18 protein-coding genes and 1 riboswitch are annotated in these 16,633 nt (G+C 30.3%); of the genes, 9 read left to right on the top strand and 9 right to left on the bottom strand.

Going from position 1 to position 16,633, the window contains the following annotated elements; genetic code table 11:
* Positions 1-15 precede the first annotated feature (15 nt).
* The gene (locus tag ACO6VN_RS08285) at positions 16-840 is read left to right on the top strand and encodes a DUF5996 family protein (RefSeq protein WP_017000849.1); all 825 of its coding nucleotides are present in this window, start codon (positions 16-18) and stop codon (positions 838-840) included.
* Between the two features lie 70 nt (positions 841-910).
* Here ACO6VN_RS08285 and ACO6VN_RS08280 read toward each other — a convergent pair whose 3' ends face one another.
* Together ACO6VN_RS08280 and ACO6VN_RS08275 are read right to left on the bottom strand one after the other, a co-directional pair.
* The gene (locus tag ACO6VN_RS08280; RefSeq protein ID WP_422404459.1) at positions 911-1,339 is read right to left on the bottom strand and encodes a competence protein ComK; all 429 of its coding nucleotides are present in this window, start codon (positions 1,337-1,339) and stop codon (positions 911-913) included.
* Positions 1,340-1,431: 92 nt separating this feature from the next.
* Entirely contained in the window at positions 1,432-1,908 is a 477-nt protein-coding gene (locus tag ACO6VN_RS08275) for a sigma-70 family RNA polymerase sigma factor (protein WP_017000847.1), read from the bottom strand.
* Positions 1,909-2,197: 289 nt separating this feature from the next.
* On the opposite strand from ACO6VN_RS08275, the gene ACO6VN_RS08270 reads away from it, so the two are divergent.
* A complete protein-coding gene (locus tag ACO6VN_RS08270) occupies positions 2,198-2,419 on the top strand; it encodes a hypothetical protein (RefSeq protein WP_017000846.1) in 222 nt (73 codons plus the stop codon).
* 184 nt (positions 2,420-2,603) lie between these two features.
* On the top strand, positions 2,604-3,536 hold the full coding sequence (locus ACO6VN_RS08265) for an N-acetylglucosaminidase (RefSeq protein ID WP_017000845.1): 933 nt from the start codon (positions 2,604-2,606) through the stop codon (positions 3,534-3,536).
* 256 nt (positions 3,537-3,792) lie between these two features.
* Here ACO6VN_RS08265 and ACO6VN_RS08260 read toward each other — a convergent pair whose 3' ends face one another.
* From ACO6VN_RS08260 to ACO6VN_RS08240, 5 genes are all read right to left on the bottom strand, one after another.
* Positions 3,793-4,623 (bottom strand): DUF6612 family protein, encoded by an 831-nt coding sequence (locus ACO6VN_RS08260; protein WP_064205365.1) that lies wholly within the window; start codon positions 4,621-4,623, stop codon positions 3,793-3,795.
* Between the two features lie 165 nt (positions 4,624-4,788).
* Complete coding sequence (locus ACO6VN_RS08255; RefSeq protein ID WP_017000843.1) at positions 4,789-5,478, bottom strand: ABC transporter permease; 690 nt, start codon at positions 5,476-5,478, stop codon at positions 4,789-4,791.
* A 1-nt stretch (position 5,479) separates the two neighbouring features.
* The gene (locus tag ACO6VN_RS08250; RefSeq protein ID WP_017000842.1) at positions 5,480-6,430 is read right to left on the bottom strand and encodes an osmoprotectant ABC transporter substrate-binding protein; all 951 of its coding nucleotides are present in this window, start codon (positions 6,428-6,430) and stop codon (positions 5,480-5,482) included.
* A 15-nt stretch (positions 6,431-6,445) separates the two neighbouring features.
* Complete coding sequence (locus ACO6VN_RS08245; protein ID WP_017000841.1) at positions 6,446-7,081, bottom strand: ABC transporter permease; 636 nt, start codon at positions 7,079-7,081, stop codon at positions 6,446-6,448.
* A 13-nt stretch (positions 7,082-7,094) separates the two neighbouring features.
* Positions 7,095-8,243 carry a betaine/proline/choline family ABC transporter ATP-binding protein gene (locus ACO6VN_RS08240; RefSeq protein WP_017000840.1) on the bottom strand — a complete coding sequence of 383 codons (1,149 nt, stop codon included), beginning with the start codon at positions 8,241-8,243 and terminating at the stop codon, positions 7,095-7,097.
* Between the two features lie 384 nt (positions 8,244-8,627).
* Here ACO6VN_RS08240 and ACO6VN_RS08235 point away from each other — a divergent pair, with 384 nt between their 5' ends.
* From ACO6VN_RS08235 to ribE, 5 genes are all read left to right on the top strand, one after another.
* Positions 8,628-10,160 carry an FAD/NAD(P)-binding protein gene (locus ACO6VN_RS08235; protein ID WP_422404458.1) on the top strand — a complete coding sequence of 511 codons (1,533 nt, stop codon included), beginning with the start codon at positions 8,628-8,630 and terminating at the stop codon, positions 10,158-10,160.
* A gap of 89 nt (positions 10,161-10,249) precedes the next feature.
* Positions 10,250-10,382, top strand: a riboswitch (FMN riboswitch).
* A gap of 149 nt (positions 10,383-10,531) precedes the next feature.
* Positions 10,532-11,575: a bifunctional diaminohydroxyphosphoribosylaminopyrimidine deaminase/5-amino-6-(5-phosphoribosylamino)uracil reductase RibD gene (gene ribD / locus ACO6VN_RS08230; protein WP_017000838.1), complete on the top strand. Its 1,044-nt coding sequence runs from the start codon at positions 10,532-10,534 to the stop codon at positions 11,573-11,575.
* Between the two features lie 7 nt (positions 11,576-11,582).
* Positions 11,583-12,215: a riboflavin synthase gene (locus ACO6VN_RS08225; RefSeq protein ID WP_017000837.1), complete on the top strand. Its 633-nt coding sequence runs from the start codon at positions 11,583-11,585 to the stop codon at positions 12,213-12,215.
* Between the two features lie 10 nt (positions 12,216-12,225).
* Positions 12,226-13,398 (top strand): bifunctional 3,4-dihydroxy-2-butanone-4-phosphate synthase/GTP cyclohydrolase II, encoded by a 1,173-nt coding sequence (locus ACO6VN_RS08220; protein WP_017000836.1) that lies wholly within the window; start codon positions 12,226-12,228, stop codon positions 13,396-13,398.
* 20 nt (positions 13,399-13,418) lie between these two features.
* Positions 13,419-13,889 (top strand): 6,7-dimethyl-8-ribityllumazine synthase, encoded by a 471-nt coding sequence (ribE, locus tag ACO6VN_RS08215; protein ID WP_017000835.1) that lies wholly within the window; start codon positions 13,419-13,421, stop codon positions 13,887-13,889.
* 97 nt (positions 13,890-13,986) lie between these two features.
* Here the strand turns inward: ribE and ACO6VN_RS08210 are convergent, their stop codons facing one another.
* Positions 13,987-14,994 carry a proline dehydrogenase family protein gene (locus tag ACO6VN_RS08210; protein ID WP_064205369.1) on the bottom strand — a complete coding sequence of 336 codons (1,008 nt, stop codon included), beginning with the start codon at positions 14,992-14,994 and terminating at the stop codon, positions 13,987-13,989.
* A 480-nt stretch (positions 14,995-15,474) separates the two neighbouring features.
* Here ACO6VN_RS08210 and ACO6VN_RS08205 point away from each other — a divergent pair, with 480 nt between their 5' ends.
* A complete protein-coding gene (locus ACO6VN_RS08205; RefSeq protein WP_064205370.1) occupies positions 15,475-15,810 on the top strand; it encodes a hypothetical protein in 336 nt (111 codons plus the stop codon).
* Positions 15,811-16,079: 269 nt separating this feature from the next.
* Here the strand turns inward: ACO6VN_RS08205 and ACO6VN_RS08200 are convergent, their stop codons facing one another.
* Complete coding sequence (locus ACO6VN_RS08200; protein ID WP_064205229.1) at positions 16,080-16,589, bottom strand: gamma carbonic anhydrase family protein; 510 nt, start codon at positions 16,587-16,589, stop codon at positions 16,080-16,082.
* Between the last annotated feature and the right edge of the window lie 44 nt (positions 16,590-16,633).

The raw sequence follows: 16,633 nt of genomic DNA, 5'->3' as shown, positions 1-16,633 counted from the left end.
TAGGGGGTGTCATGAATGAGTTTATTATATTTTGACGAGTGGCGTGAAACACGAGCAACTATAAGATATATAGCACAAATAATGGGTAAGTGTTGTATAGAAACAAAAGAACCAGAGCCATTATATAAACATGTCATGCTGACAGTTAATCAAGTGGGTTTATCAACAGGTGTATTACAAAGTAATGGCCATGAATTTGAAATAACTTTAGATTTATTGGATCAAACATTGGTTGTGAAAGTAGACAAAGAAGAGCACTCATTACTAATAAAAACAGGACAAACAATTCAGGAATATTATGAATTTATTTTCGAAATATTAGAAGAACATGATATAACAATTAAAATTAATACTAAACCTTATAACATTCCTTATGAAACAACATTAGATAAGGATGATAAAGAACGTACTTTTAATCCTAAAATAGCTTATCATGCACTTCGCTTGATGCAACAAGCACAATACGATCATTATCAATTTCTACATTCAAGAAATATTAAAGATGTAAAAACAGGTTTATTCTGGGATAAATTTGACGTTACTTCTATTTTTTATGTTGAAGGTAATGATGAATATACAGTTTCATTATGTTATTATTTTGGAGATAAGTATAGAGAGTCGCCATACTATGTTCTCAAGATTAACCCATTTAAAAAAGATAAAATAAATTTAAAACAAGTTGAACCTTCTTATGCTGAATACAATGGTAAAGATGGTAGCTTTTTAATTTATGAGGAAGACTTAGAAAGCATTATGAGAAGAGATGAAGTTTTACTAACTTTCTTTAATAGTGCTTATCAAGCTTTACTTTCTGGTGTAAGTAGTAAATTAACAAAATAATAAAATGCATTTTAAAGAGAGTGGGTAATGAGTCTAATTTTATTATAAGATTTCATATGCCCACTCTTTTTTAAATCCTTAAATGATATTTTTGGTAGTGTATGAGTCTTAAGGATTCACCAAACTTTTTACTGATCAGATGATAATCTTGATCTATATTGATAGTATTATTATTCTTAAATTTTATTTCTGTATTATATGACAGTGGTTCAATATATTGTATTTGTTTAGCATTGATTAACATATAATCGAAGTGAGATTTTGATGTAGTAGGGAATAGAACAAAGTCTTGTGTAGCATAAATCATGAGAGGAATAAGTTTATAAACTTTCAAAATATATTTAGCATATTGTTCGCGAGTGCGCATATTAGCACCTTCAATTTTTAAAGCATCGTCTATAAGTGTTTTAACAGAAAGGTTAGTGTATTGGATTGGATGCTGTATATATTCTATTTGGTATTTATATATAGGATTTTCTGAACGCTTTAAAAAGGTCATGTCTGCACAAATTAATGTCTTCAGTAACTACACCTCCTAACATTTAATATTTTATATATAAATGCTGACAGTGTATAGCTCATTGTTAAAATCTAAAATAAGAATTCCGATTTCAATTTTTCTCTAGTTGATTTTCTATATCTTTTAATTGATGAAGGACTCTTATTCATATATAGGCCTATTTCGTTTGTAGAAAAACCTTGTAATGTTAAATTGAGCCAAGTCAACTCCTCTTCATTTAAAATCTCCAATAAGCTATATAATTCATATTGATAAAAATCACTGTACGATTGATCAAGTAGTGTATAATCAGACGTAGGCAAAAAGCGGTTTATTTCTTTAATATTTTTCCTTAGACAATCGATTAAATAATACTTTAACTTTAAATAAATGTATTTTTCCTGATTTGTAGATTTCGATTCATCATAGGATTTTAATAAATCCCATAGTTTTATAACCATAAGTTGAAAGTAATCATCGTAATGATATTTAATTTGGTGTTGATGCAAAAGGTGATGTATCATCTTTTCGTATTTTTTATAATTCAAATTGAATTGCTTGTCTAACATGATTGCCTCTTTTTGTGGGCATGCACACTAGTATTTCCGGATGTACTAATTATATATAATTTAGGAACAAGCGTTTAATTTGAAAACAACATATATAAAGGTCTAATATAGATTAAACAAAATAAAACGTAAATTTACGTAAAAAATATAAAAATATAGCCGAAATAAAACATAAAAAAGTACATTAAAAATTATACGTTTAAATGATTTACAATTGCCATAATAACGTGTATATTTGGATATATATGGACATATGTTTTATTGGGGCAAAGACTAGGAGGTTCATCTTATGGATTATGAACACTTAAATTTAGAACATTTTTTTGCGAGAAATAATGAACTAAATAATATTAGAGATAATGCTGATTTTGTAATGATTAACAATGTAAACCGATTTATGAATTATAGAAATGGCGAAGAAGAAGGAACAATCAATCTAAGTCATTACAACTATAAAAATAGATCAGCTGCAATGTCATTTATTTTCATGGACTATACACCTTATAAATAAGCAAACATGCTTTTAAAGTATGTCTGCTTTTTTTATTTGAATTGAAATATAATAGTAATTAAAACTTAATAATTTAAATTTTGAATATTCCGTTGTAATCCTTTAAAATATAAGAGGTAAACTTTTTAAAAATAGTTAATCAAAATGATATCGGTTATAAGTTTACAAATTTAGAGGTGAAACGATGAAGAATGCCAGGCTAGAAACAATTAAAAATATAGTCGTATTATTATTAGTTTTAGCAATAATTGTTGGCCTGTTCTATTATTTAATTTCAAATCATTTAAAGTTTTACGAAGTAGATAAACAAGAAGAAAATGTAGAGGTACCACTAACTTTAAGTAAAGCCGTTGAAAAACAATATAAAAATGATACGAAAATGCAGGTAGCAACAGAGTCAGGCAATTGGAAGAATGCGTCAAGAAGTGAAATACATGATGTAATGGATGTTGAAAAGATACTAAATGATAAAAAACAAGTTTATCAGTTTTTAAATTTATCAGAGTATCAAGGTATTGATGAAAAAAGATTCCACCACATGCTAAGAGAAAGAGGAGCACTTGAGAAATACTCAAATCAATTTTTAGATGCTGCTAAACAAGAACATGTTAATGAGGTGTACTTAATTAGTCATGCTATTTTAGAAACAGGTAATAATAAGAGTAAACTAGCTAATGGTGTATTATTAACGGATAAAGGAAAAGTGACAAATTCTAAAGAAGAATCTGATGGTAAGAAATACTACAATTTCTATGGTGTAGGCGCATTAGATGAAGATCCAATAGGTACTGGAGCTAGATATGCTAAGAAAAAAGGTTGGGATACCCCACATAAAGCAATATCAGGCGGTGCTAAGTTTATTCATGATCACTATTTATCAAATCCAGAGCAAAATACTTTATATAGTATGAGATGGAATCCTGAGAAGCCAGGTGTACATCAATATGCAACGGATATTAAATGGGCACAAAGTAACGCACGTATTATTGCAGAATTCTATTCAGATTTAAAAACAGAAGGTAAGTACTATATTGTTTATAAATATAAAGATACTGATAAATCACTTTCTATAAAAGAATTAGATAAAAAATTAGAACAAGAAGAGGTTAGAAAATAAAATCTAACTCTATAAAAACAGCCAATCCAGGAAAAGGATTGGCTGTTTTTTATATGATAAATCAATTTTAGTAGAAGATAGTGTCCATGTGAGCTAAAATATCATGCTTAATCCGATAAGAGTATGTCTAGATAGCAACAGATGCCTAATATCGAAACACTTGATATAAGCGTATTGTTAGTCCAATTATATACTGCTAATATAATTAAAAAAGTCCGAGACATATTATATATGCCTCGGACTTTCTATCGTTATATTATGATGCTTCTTCTGAATTTGAACTTTCAGAAGATTTCTGATCAGAAGATTGCTCTTTTTGTAAGTCTTCTATTTTCTTAGCATCTTTTGCTTCGTCTGGAATTTTAATTTCATCTATATCATTGATTTTATCATAAGTAACTTTTGTCTTGATGTTTGCTGTATCTTTGTCTTTTTTAAGTTTAGAATCTAAAATATATGATTCAATTTCATTATCTTTATTTACTTTAAGAACTGCATCACCAGAAACGTCATCAATTTGATCTTCAAATTGTTCAAGTTGGTCTTTATTACCTGATGAGCTAGCTAATTTTTTGAAGTCTTCTTTATTTTTGATGTTATATTTTAATTCATATCCATCATCGACTTTTTTAGCTTTAGCATCTTTGAATCCATCTAATGATTTAACGTATTTTTCATAGTTTAATTGATCTAATGAACTGTCTATATCCATGTTATCTACTTGAGATGATAAATCTATCCATTGATCGTTCGCTTTAGCTACCATTTTTTTACCTTGTACGTAAATCGTCATTTCTTGACCGGCTTGATTTGTTACTAGTTTTGCTGTTTCTTTTTCGTCAACATCCATGCCGACTTTGACTTTTTGTGATTCACCGTCTTTAGGTTTCATTGCAATCGCATTATCTGTATGATAACTTTTAACGTCTTTAGCATTGTCTTGTAAATCAGATATTACTTGACTAGCACTTTTAGTTTCTTCTTTTTTTTCAGTTTTCTTTCCTGAATCATCATCACCGCTATTTCCACAAGCTGCTAATAATAGAGATGAAGATAAAAATAAACTGCCTAATACTCTGAATTTCATTTGGCTTCCTCCCTTGTTTTAAACATGGTAACATTAAATATAATTTAATTGCAAAAATTATTATATTTATGTCCATTTTATTACATTTATTTAAGTTTTTTCTTGGGTGAAAGTATTAATATTGCAAGAAATGCAACGAGTATTTTTAATATAAATTTCATTTTATCACTCCGAAAGTGTTTGTGGTTGAGGTTCCTTTTGCTTACGTTTAGTAGGATCTAATTTTCTTTCTATATACCCTAACACAATATCACTTAGTACTGCTAGTAAAGCTGTTGGAATTGCACCAGCTAGGATAAGTGATGTACCGTCTGTAGCATTTGTACCTCTAATGATTATATCACCAAGGGATGAAGAGCCGATGAATGATCCTATAGCTGTAACACCTATTGCGATTACAAACGCAATTCTTATACCACCAATCATTACGGAAAGTGATAATGGTAGTTCGACCATCGTTAATACTTGTTTAGAAGTCATTCCCATACCTTTACCTGCGTCTTTGATTCCGCTATCTACGTTTTTAATACCAGTATAAGTATTTTTGATGATAGGGAGTAGGGCATATAGGAAGACAGTCATAACAACTGTATTTGAACCCAATCCCATAACTAGCATTAAAATAGCTAATAGTGCTAAAGCAGGTACGGTTTGTATGATATTTGCTAAAGTTATGATGAAACCTGATAATTTAGAATATCTTGCAATAATAATACCTAATGGTACACCTACTATAACCGCAAATAATACGCCATAAACAGAAATGAGTAAATGGTCTAAGAATAGTTGAAAAATATAACCACCATTATACTTATAGTATTCAATTAATTGTGTTAATACATTTCCATTAGTCAATTTACTCACCGTCCTTTTCGTCGTCAAAATAATTATGTTTCTTAAGGAATTCTTCAGCAACTACAGCTGGTTCTTTTAAGTTATTATCAGCTTCGTAGTTTAATTTTTGCATTTGTTCAGTTGAAATTTTTCCTTCAAGTTTTTTCATCGCTCTATCTACATAAGGTTTTTCTTTAATTAATTCTTCAGTAACTAGAGGACTTGCATCATATGGAGGGAAGAAACGTAAGTCGTCTTCTAATACAACTAAGTCATAACTTGCGATTCTACCATCAGTTGTATATCCAAGGACTACATCCATTTTTCCAGTATTTAATGCATCATATACTAAACCGATTTGCATAGGTCTTGTACGTTTGAAGTCAAAACCATATTTTTCTTTGAAAGCAGGATAACCATCACCAGGTCGTTTCATCCAAGAAGAGTCTACGCCTGCCTCTAATTTATCTGCAACATTTTTCATATCTGATACCTTTTTAAGGTTATATTTCTCAGCTGTTTCTTTTGTAACCATCATGGCATAAGTATTTTCGAATCCATATGAACCGTACCATTTTTGATTATAATCTTCATCGAAAGCTTTTCTTACAACTTTCAAAGCTTTATCAGGATCTGTAATAGGATCCATGTTTAAAGCGCCAGTTAAATCTGTACCTGTGTAACGTGCACTGGATATATTAGCGTCACCTGTATTCATTGCGTTGAATGTAACAGTTGAAGAACCTAAATTATTAATCATTTGAATATTATTTTCGTTAACATTATCTTTTTTTGCTTCATGTTCAATCATTAGTCTATCTATATGACCTATTATTTGTGATTCACTTGTGTTTTGCATTCCGATTTTTACAGAGTTTTTATCACCAGTTCCTCCAAGAAAAGGTAGGGAACATCCGGATAAAATTACTGTTAGCGTAACTATCGGAATAAACAATTTAAAATATTTTTTCATGTTTATGTTTCCTCCTTATCTTGAAACTTTTAACCCTTTAGGTGTAACCCATTCTTCGAATTTAGAAAGTACAAAATCCATAATTAGCGCGATTGCTGTAACCGCAATTGCACCACCGATTATTAGGTCTGGTTGATATAGGTTTAACCCGTTAAAGATAAAGTCACCTAAACCACCTGCTCCTATGAAACTTGCTAAAGTTGCCCAACTGATAGCATATACACTAGATAAGCGTATACCACTCATGATTACAGAAATGGCTAGAGGGAGTTCAACCATATACATTTCTTGGAATTTAGTCATTCCCATACTAATGCCGGCACCTTTAACATTTTTATCAACATTATTAATGCCTATGTACGTATTGTTTAGAATAGGTAATAAAATATAAATAAATAATGCAATAATTGCAGGTAATTTACCGACCCCTAAGAAAGGTATCATAATTGCTAATACCGCTAAAGATGGTACGGTTTGTAGAACACTAGCTATTGACAATACTATTTTGGCAAGTTTTTTCGTTCGTGTTAACACGATGCCTAAAGGTATTGAAACAACCATTGCTAGTAAAAGCGCAACGAAAGAGATATAGAAGTGTTCTATTGTTTTTTGAAATAGCTCTTGTCCATTAACTTGAAGAAATTCTATCACAATTGTTCACTCCTTATTTAATATCACTTGTTTTTGCTTCTTCTTCATTTAATCCCCAAATTGAATCATAAACTATATCAACAAGGCTAGCTCTTGTTATAACACCTTTGATTAAGTTTTGGTTATCGACAACAGGAATTAATCTAACGTTTCTCTTAAGTATTGTACGCACTGAATCTTGAAGCATCGTACCTGTTTTAACAGTGTAAACATTTCGGTCCATCATATCGATAATATCGCTACCTTTTCGATAGCCTTCATTTAAGTCTTCAATGTCAATACAACCTACTAATTTACCTTTGAGATTCGTAACAAATAGAACATCGACACGTCTATCACGCATTAATGTTACAGCTTCGTCTATTGTTTTTTCAGAAGTAATTGTAATAGCACTAATCATAGCGTCATCTACAACTTTTAAGTTAGGTCTATCTTGTATCAATCTATTTTGACCGATAAATTCACTAACGAAATCATTAGCTGGGTGTTTAAGAATGTTATTAGGTGTATCAAATTGAACAATTTCTCCTTCAGACATGATACAAATTCTATCTGCTAACTTAATAGCTTCATCCATATCGTGTGTTACGAAGATAATTGTTTTTCCTAGTTTATGTTGTAGCGTTTTGACAAGATCTTGGAGTGTATCTCTCGTAATAGGGTCCAAGGCACCAAACGGCTCATCCATAAGGATAATGTCTTGATCTGCTGCTAGTGCTCTAACGACACCTATACGTTGTTGTTGTCCTCCAGATAATTGAGAGGGATATAAATCTAAATAGCTTTCAGGTAAATCAACTAAATTAATAAGCTCTTTTGCTTTCTTTTCTTTTTCTTCTTTATTCCATTTTAATAATTTAGGAACTAGAACAATATTTTCGCGAATTGTCATATGTGGCATTAAACCAATTTGTTGAATGACATATCCTACACTTCTTCTTAAACTTACTGCATTCATCTTGCTTAAATCTTTCCCGTTTAAAGTGATTGTTCCACCAGTGGGTTCAATCATGCGATTAATCATTCTTAAAGCAGTAGTTTTACCGCTACCACTCGTACCAATAAATGCTATAAATTCACCAGATTCAATTTCCATACTGATACTATCTACAGCTTTTTTACCGCCACGATAAACTTTAGTTAAGTCTTGTATTGATAACATAACACTTCTCCTTTATTTTAATATGTAAAATAACAACGTTTATCATTATAGCATATTATTTGCATATTTATAAAATTTACATGTGCTAAGGTTTTTGAAAAGCGAATATTACAAAAAATAAGAAAATTTATAAAAAGCGTAAAATCGCGAAAAATATTAAAGTAAGAATATTGTCATATATGTAAAGAATAAAAAAGTGACAAGAAATCGTATGCTAAAATCTTGCATATAGTGCATGGACAATAGTGTTTAAGGCATATTACGGTTAGAAATTTGAAATGAGGTAATAATATAATATAAAGAATAGAGAAATCATACATTTATTTTAAATACTAATGGTAAAATTAAAGTATTATAAACTGTGTTATTTTGGAGGAGAAAAATTTGAAAGTAGCAATTATAGGTATGGGAACTGCTGGCGTAAGCACTTTAAACCAATTGACTAAACATAAAAATTTTAAAAACATCACCGTGGATATTTTTGATAGTTCAGAAGACATGGGGATGGGGAAGCCATTTCAAAATGATAGCGATCGTTTACTTATTAATCTTCCGGCTAATCAAATGTCATTAGATCCAGATGACGAAAAAGATTTTAAAAAATGGTATAAAAACAATGACATTTTTAATTATGGAAAAGCAAAGTATTTACCAAGATTAGTTTTTGGTCATTATATGAAATCTATTTTACATAATATTTTAAACAAATATGATAATATCTTCGTTCACAAATACAAAGTTGATAGTTGCTATGTTGAAGAAATTAAAGATGAGCGAGGACAATATAAAATAGATATTTGTTATATAGAAGATAATGAAGCGGTATGTCAAAAATATGATTATGTTTTTATGACGATTGGAACTTTACCTTACAAAGATCCTTATAAATTAAAAGGTGTGAAAGGATATATAGAATCACCTTATCCAACTGTACAATCTTTGAGAGGCGTTAAAGAAAATGACGATATTGCTATTATTGGTACTGGATTAAGTTCAGTTGATGTTATTCGATATGTTATGGAAAACCATAAACAATTTCCGATTGTAGTGACTTCTAGACATGCTCAGTTTCCTACAGTTCGTGGTATTAATCATCATATTAAATTAAAGTATATTTGTGTTGAAGAAGTAGAAAAAATCAAAAAAATTCATAAAGGAATAGCACCATTATTTGAAATAGAAGAATTGTTTAAAAAAGAGTGTGCATATCAAAATATTGATTTAAAGAAAATGTTACATCGATTTAAAAAAGATAATGTAATCAATATAAAATATGATTTAAAGCATGAAGACGAAGTTGGGCACTTCCAATCCTTTGTTGAAGAAGTAAAACATAATATGATTCCACTATGGAACGCAATGACTATAAAAGATAAAGAAACATTTTTATCTAAATACGGTCAGCATTTTAAAAGAAACGCTAACCCCATGCCACAATCTTCAGCTAAACAATTAATTGAATGGATAGAAAGTGGAGATGTAGTTGTAAAAGAAGGATTAGAAAACGTTCGTAAATATTATGGGAAATTTAGACTAAAATATAAAAATAGTGAAAATGAAGATAGTTATCACTATGTTATTAATGCAACAGGTCCTAAAATGCATTTATCTGAATTAAATGAGGATGAGCATTTTATAAAAGGTTTAGAAAATAAACAAATCATTGCGCCTCATCCTTTTGGTGGTATTTTAGTAGTGCCATATTCTAATGAAATAATTAGCCCTAAATATGGAACAATGCCAAATTTAAAAGCAATAGGACAAATTACAAGTGGTGTAAATTTTGATGTTAATGGCGTTTCATTATTAGTGGATGAAACAGTTAGAGCCGTTAATGATTTATATATTGAACTAGAAGAAAGAAACTTAAAAAATAATAATAAAAAGAAAAAGTCGAAAAAGAAGAAAAATAAATAAATATATTAAATTTAGTAATATATTTGTAAACCATACTATTTTAGTATAGAATATGGTCATCAGTGATTACTGATGATTATAATTTAATAATATTCTTTCGGGGCAGGGTGAAATTCCCAACCGGCGGTAAATCAAGCCCGCGACCTGCATTTGCTTAGCATTTGTGGCTGATTCAGTGAAAATCTGAAGCCGACAGTATAGTCTGGATGGGAGAAAGAATAGACGAAGCGTATACAATACGCTTATTTCGTTATACAAAAATGTTTTTGTCTTTAATCTATTAAAGGCTTATTTCTTGATACATTTTTTACTCCCAAGACACCGAAATGTTAATTTTCGGTGTCTTTTTTTCATTTTTAGGAGGTATATAAATGAATCAATATTTAGAATTTGCTATTCAATTAGCTGAACAATTAAAAGGACAAACTAGTACGAATCCCTCTGTTGGTGCTGTTATCGTAAAAGATAATAGAATTATCGGTTTTGGTGCTCATTTAAAAAAAGGTGAAGCACACGCCGAAATTCAAGCACTTAATATGGCTGGTAAAGAAGCAGAAGGTGCAACAATATATGTTTCTCTTGAACCGTGTTCACACTATGGTTTAACACCGCCGTGTTCTAAAGCAATAATAGAAAGTGGTATTTCTAGAGTAGAATATGCTGTGAAAGATGGATCACTGAGTAAAAGTGGACACGATATGCTTGAAGAGGCAGGAGTAGAAGTAATACATTCGCCTTCAAGTAGAGCGGAGGAATTATATAAAGAATTTTTTATTCAACAAAAGAAGAAGACACCTTTTGTAACATTAAAAATATCAACTAGTCTAGATGGGAAAGTTGCTACTGATTTTAAGGAAAGTAAATGGATTACATGTAAAGCAGTGAAAGAAGATGTACTTCATTTAAGAAGTGAAAATGATGCAATTATTACGGGTGGCGGCACAGTGAGAGAAGATAACCCGCTACTAACATCACGAAAACCAAACTTCAAAGAGCCAAAACGCATTGTTTTATCCCAACAGTCTTCTTTCGATGAAGATTTACAAATTTTCAAAGATCGAGATAATCCTGCAATAGTAGTAACAAACCACCCAAATTTTGAAATTAAAGACACACAAAATATTGAGTTATATAAAAGTGATTTATCAAATTTAGAAAACATGCTTCAACTTCTATATAAATTAGGTTACGCGAGTGTTTTAGTAGAAGCAGGACCAACACTTGTTAGTCAATTTATAGAACAAGATTTAGCTGACCAATTAATTATTTATCAAGCCCCGAAAGTAATTGGTGGTCAAGGCAAATATCAATTTTATCAAACAAATGATGTTTATCCTTTATCCAAAATTAAACAGTTTAAATTTATATCAACAGAAATCATTGACGAAGATCTTAAATTAATTTTAAGAAAGTAGTGAGTGTATGTTTACAGGAATAATTGAAACAGTAGGTACGATTAAAAATGTGAGCACAAAAAGTGGTGTAAAGTCATTATCAATACAAGCTCCAGAAATATGTGATGATTTGTCACTAGGAGATTCAGTAAGTGTCAATGGTGTTTGTTTAACTGTTACAGAACGAAATGATTCATTATTTAAAGTTGAAGTAATTACAGGCACAATTTCTGTGACATATTTAGAAAATCTTACGGTAAATGATCAAGTGAATCTGGAACGTGCAATGTTAGCGAATGGAAGATTCGGAGGACATTTCGTTAGTGGACATGTTGATGGCAAAGGTATTATAAAGCGCATCACTAAAAGAAATGATGAATGGTTAATCGAAATTAATGTAGATGAATCATTATTAAATCAAATGATTGATAAAGGTTCGATAACTGTAGATGGAGTAAGTTTAACGATATTCAAGTTAAATCAAAATTCATTTGAAATTCATCTCATACCTGAAACAAGATTACGTACGATTTTTGTAAATAAAAAACAAGGTGATTCTGTACACATAGAAACGGATTTATTGTTTAAATATGTTCAAAAAATAACGAATCAAAATAACAGTCAATTATCACAAGAAAAATTACTGAATTTTGGATTTTAGGAGGCTAACTATGTTTGATAGTATTGAAGCGGCATTAGAAGATTTGAAGTTAGGCAAACCTGTTATTGTAGTGGATGATGAAGATAGAGAAAATGAAGGCGACTTAATAGCAGTATCAGAATATTTAACTGTTGATACAATTAATTTTATGGCTAAATTTGCTAGAGGATTAATTTGTGCGCCTATTAGTCAACAGATTGCAACTCAACTTGATTTACACCTTATGACAAGTACTAATGATAAATTCAAAACAGCTTTTACTGTAAGTGTTGATCACATATCTACAACTACTGGTATTAGTGCATTTGAAAGAACGGATACAATTAAAGCGTTAATCAGTGAAAGTTCCGGCGATGCTTTTGTTAAACCAGGACATGTTTTTCCGTTAATTGCGAAAGACAATGGTGTGCTTGAAAGAATAGGGCATACGGAAGCTTGTATAGATTTAGCAAAATTAACTGACGCAAAACCAGCTGGTGCAATTTGTGAAATAATGAATGATGATGGAACTATGTCTAACCGTGAAGAACTATATACATTTAAATTAGAACATGATTTGAAAATGATAACGATAGAAGACTTAGTAAAATATAGAAAAAAACATGATCAAATCGTACAATTTGAATCGAAAATCAAATTGCCAACATCTTTTGGAGAATTTGATATGTATGGTTTTTCATCACAATTGGACGACAAAGAATATTTAGCGATTACTTCAGGTGACATAAAAAATGATACGAACGTTCGTATTCATTCAGCTTGTTTAACTGGAGATATTTTTCACAGTGCGAGATGTGATTGTGGTGAACAACTTGAGTATGCGATGAAATACATCAAAGAGCATGGTGGTATTATTTTATATTTACCACAAGAAGGTAGAGGTATTGGTTTAATTAATAAATTAAAGGCATATGAATTAATTGAACAAGGTTACGATACAATCACAGCTAATAAAGCTTTAGGGTTTGAAGCGGATTTAAGAGATTATACAGAAGCTATTCATATATTGAAATATTTTAATATAAATCGTATTAAACTGATTAGCAATAATCCAGATAAGTTTCAACAGCTAAACGACTTAGGTATTACAATAACAGAACGAATACCAGTAGTGATGAATCCTAACGTTAATAATCAATCTTATATTGATACAAAAAAAGAAAAAATGGGTCATTTATTATAATTGAAATGGAGAGAATTTAAATGAAATTTGAAGGTAAAATGAATGGATCAGAATTAAAAATAGCAATTGTAGTAGGTAGATTTAATGATTTTATTACAGGAAGACTATTAGACGGTGCAAAAGATACTTTAATTAGACATAATGTCGAAGAAGAAAATGTACATGTAGCTTATGTTCCGGGTGCTTTTGAAATTCCATTAGTAGCTAAAAAATTAGCTAACTCAGGGAATTATGATGCTGTCATTACATTAGGCTGTGTAATTAGAGGCGCAACAACACATTATGATTACGTATGTAATGAAGTAGCAAAAGGCGTATCTAAAGTAAGTGATACAACAGATATACCTGTTATCTTTGGTGTTATAACTACGGAAACAATAGAACAAGCAATAGAAAGAGCAGGTACAAAAGCTGGTAATAAAGGTGGAGATGCAGCTCTAGCAGCTATTGAAATGGCTAACTTATTAAAAAATATAGAAAAAACAATATAAAATAGTTCATAAAAAAACTCCTAACATGTTGGTTATAAACCGATGTATTAGGAGTTTTTCTATTAAATATAATTAAAACCGTGTAATGATTATTGTTTTATTTGTTTTTCTTAAACAATGCAATACTACCAATTGTTAACAATGATGCAGCTGCAACTCCTGCCGCTCCCGTGATAAATGTCTTTTTGTTTTTTGCACTGAATATATCTAATAGCATTAGATTAATATTTTGAGGTCTCTCTGCTAAACGGCGCATGAAATAACCGAACCAATCTTCCCCGAATGGTACATACATAGTAAAGTTGTATCCTTCGTCAGCTAATTCATATGCATAGTCAGTTCTGAAACCGTATAGCATTTGGAATTCAAATGAATTTTTATCGATATTATGGTTTTTTACAAATTGTTTAACATGATTAATAATGTTGTGATCATGTGTAGCAATAGATGTAAAAGCATTAGCCGTTAACAGTCTGTGTTCAATTAACTTTATATAATTTCTATCTATTTCTTCTTTAGTTTGATAAGCGATGTGAGGGCCTTCTTTATAAGCACCCTTTACTAAGCGAAGCCTTAAATCTTGATACTTATCCATAATATTCATTGCGTCGTGTAAGTATGCTTGAATTACTGTGCCGACATTATTGAATTCATTTTTCAATTTATCAAGTATTTCAGTAATGCCAACTAAGTCTTCAAATTTTTCAGCATCTATGTTAACAAATGAATTATCAAATTCTTGAGCTTTTAATAAAATTTCCCGAGTATTTTGATAAGTAAAATCTTTATCAATATTAATCCCTAATTGTGTTAACTTAATTGAAACATGTGCTTGAATATTAGCGTTATAACATCGTCGCATTATTTCGACGATATTTTGTTGTGCTTCTAAAGCTTCATGGCGTGAAGTTACAAACTCACCTAAATTATCTAACGTACAAGAAATTCCTCTTTCATTTAATTTCTCTACTGTATCGATTGTTGAATCAATATCAACTCCCGCTACAACCTTTTTCGCACCAAGTGCAGGACCCATTCTCTTAGCTGATTCATTCATAAACTTATTGTTAGATAATGCAATAAAAAAATCTTTAACGACAGGCATAGCAAGTCCTCCTTAATCAAATATCTTCTTTCTTTTATTCTATCATGTATAATATAATTTAGTTAAGCGTTTTCATACCAATAAAATATATTTTTACACTAATAAAAGAAAAAGACATAAAAATAACATAAATAACAACCTAGAAAAGGGTGTTATTCTTTAATTTGATCCATTGTAGGAGAAATTGGTTCAGATGCTATGCTAATGGCATGAGGGAGAAACGTAAGTATTAGAACAGATAACAAGAATTTTTTAAAGAAACGCATAGGTTAATGCTCCTTTAAATCATGACGTTGTTTACATTTTCAATATAACATTCGATTATGAAGTTGTTGCGAAGTTAATGTTAAGATTCAATTTATACAATTATTAATTTAATGTTAAGATATGGTTTAAATCTTTAGAATAACTTAATAAAACATAGCCATGTCACGTGTTACAATGTATGAGAATAGAATTGTTAACAAAGGAGTAATCGTTATGTTTAGGGATATGGCGTTTTATATATTTGGGAAACCGTTAGATAGCTTTTTACAGTTATTCGTATTTGAACCTATTTTAATAAGTGTTATTGCAATTTTAATAGCTATGATAACAAAGAAATCGTGGACAGTATTTGTAACAGTTATTGTATTAAATTTAATAGATAACTTTTTATTAGTAACATATCAATTTAGTGGACAGGGGCTTGGAATAATCCTATCTCAAAATGTATTGTTCTTCTTCCAAAAATTCTTCTCAATGTTCTATGAAATTATAATTTCTTATATCGTTGTTAAGTTACCGTATATGCACAGTAAATTTAAAATTGCTTAAATTAAAAAGGGAGTGGTACAGAAATCTCATTTTAATAAATAGATTTCGTAGTCCCACCCCGGCAAGGATGACTAGGATTGGAAAAAGCTTGATATAAGCGCATTTTCAATCCAGTCAGCTACTGCCATTATAATAAAAGAGGCTGAGACATGTATTTATGTCCCAGCCTCTTTTTTTTTATTGTGAATGTTGCAAGGCGCGGTTCACGTGCAACGCAAGCAACAACTTCAATTTATCGTCTTCATTTTTTATCAGTGTAATGTTAAAAATTATTGGTTATCTTTATATAATTTTCCTTTTTCAATATATGATTGATTAATTCTGTCTAGTTCTTCATAGTCTTCGTCTGTTAATTCTCTTATTACTTTTGCTGGTCTACCAAATGCCAATGTGCGCGGAGGTATTTTCTTACCAGGTGGTACTAGTGAACCTGCGCCAATGAATGCATATTCTCCAATTTCAGCTCCATCCAATATAGTAGAATCCATTCCTATCAGTGCATTTTTGCGAATAATGCTAGAGTGCAATGTAGCTTTATGTCCAACTGTAACATTATCTTCTATTATTAATGGTTGATCAGGACTTTGGTGTAGACAACTTAAATCTTGAATATTAACACCATTGCCTATTTTTGTAGGTGCTACATCACCTCTAATAACAGCATTGAACCAAACTGAACTTTCTTTACCTATTTCAACATCCCCGATAATTGTGGCATTTTCTGCAATATAACTACTAGAATCAATTTGAGGTGTTTTGTTGTTAAAAGATTTTATCATTCAAGATTCTCCATTCTTTTAAAAAAATTTGTTATACTAAGTTT

It is taken from the genome of Mammaliicoccus sp. JADD-157, from assembly GCF_049310805.1.
Lineage (GTDB): Bacteria > Bacillota > Bacilli > Staphylococcales > Staphylococcaceae > Mammaliicoccus > Mammaliicoccus lentus.
Note: the sequence above shows the minus strand (reverse complement) of the source record. Positions and strands in the feature narration are given on the sequence as shown.

Bases quoted from the DNA above. Each gene is read 5' to 3' on its own strand.
- ACO6VN_RS08260 (WP_064205365.1), bottom strand. From the start codon at position 4,623: ATGAAATTCAGAGTATTAGGCAGTTTATTTTTATCTTCATCTCTATTA.
- ribD (WP_017000838.1), top strand. From the start codon at position 10,532: ATGAATCAATATTTAGAATTTGCTATTCAATTAGCTGAACAATTAAAA.
- ACO6VN_RS08225 (WP_017000837.1), top strand. From the start codon at position 11,583: ATGTTTACAGGAATAATTGAAACAGTAGGTACGATTAAAAATGTGAGC.
- ACO6VN_RS08250 (WP_017000842.1), bottom strand. From the start codon at position 6,430: ATGAAAAAATATTTTAAATTGTTTATTCCGATAGTTACGCTAACAGTA.
- ribE (WP_017000835.1), top strand. From the start codon at position 13,419: ATGAAATTTGAAGGTAAAATGAATGGATCAGAATTAAAAATAGCAATT.
- ACO6VN_RS08205 (WP_064205370.1), top strand. From the start codon at position 15,475: ATGTTTAGGGATATGGCGTTTTATATATTTGGGAAACCGTTAGATAGC.
- ACO6VN_RS08200 (WP_064205229.1), bottom strand. From the start codon at position 16,589: ATGATAAAATCTTTTAACAACAAAACACCTCAAATTGATTCTAGTAGT.
- ACO6VN_RS08275 (WP_017000847.1), bottom strand. From the start codon at position 1,908: ATGTTAGACAAGCAATTCAATTTGAATTATAAAAAATACGAAAAGATG.
- ACO6VN_RS08210 (WP_064205369.1), bottom strand. From the start codon at position 14,994: ATGCCTGTCGTTAAAGATTTTTTTATTGCATTATCTAACAATAAGTTT.
- ACO6VN_RS08280 (WP_422404459.1), bottom strand. From the start codon at position 1,339: ATGACCTTTTTAAAGCGTTCAGAAAATCCTATATATAAATACCAAATA.
- ACO6VN_RS08270 (WP_017000846.1), top strand. From the start codon at position 2,198: ATGGATTATGAACACTTAAATTTAGAACATTTTTTTGCGAGAAATAAT.
- ACO6VN_RS08285 (WP_017000849.1), top strand. From the start codon at position 16: ATGAGTTTATTATATTTTGACGAGTGGCGTGAAACACGAGCAACTATA.
- ACO6VN_RS08240 (WP_017000840.1), bottom strand. From the start codon at position 8,243: ATGTTATCAATACAAGACTTAACTAAAGTTTATCGTGGCGGTAAAAAA.
- ACO6VN_RS08220 (WP_017000836.1), top strand. From the start codon at position 12,226: ATGTTTGATAGTATTGAAGCGGCATTAGAAGATTTGAAGTTAGGCAAA.
- ACO6VN_RS08265 (WP_017000845.1), top strand. From the start codon at position 2,604: ATGAAGAATGCCAGGCTAGAAACAATTAAAAATATAGTCGTATTATTA.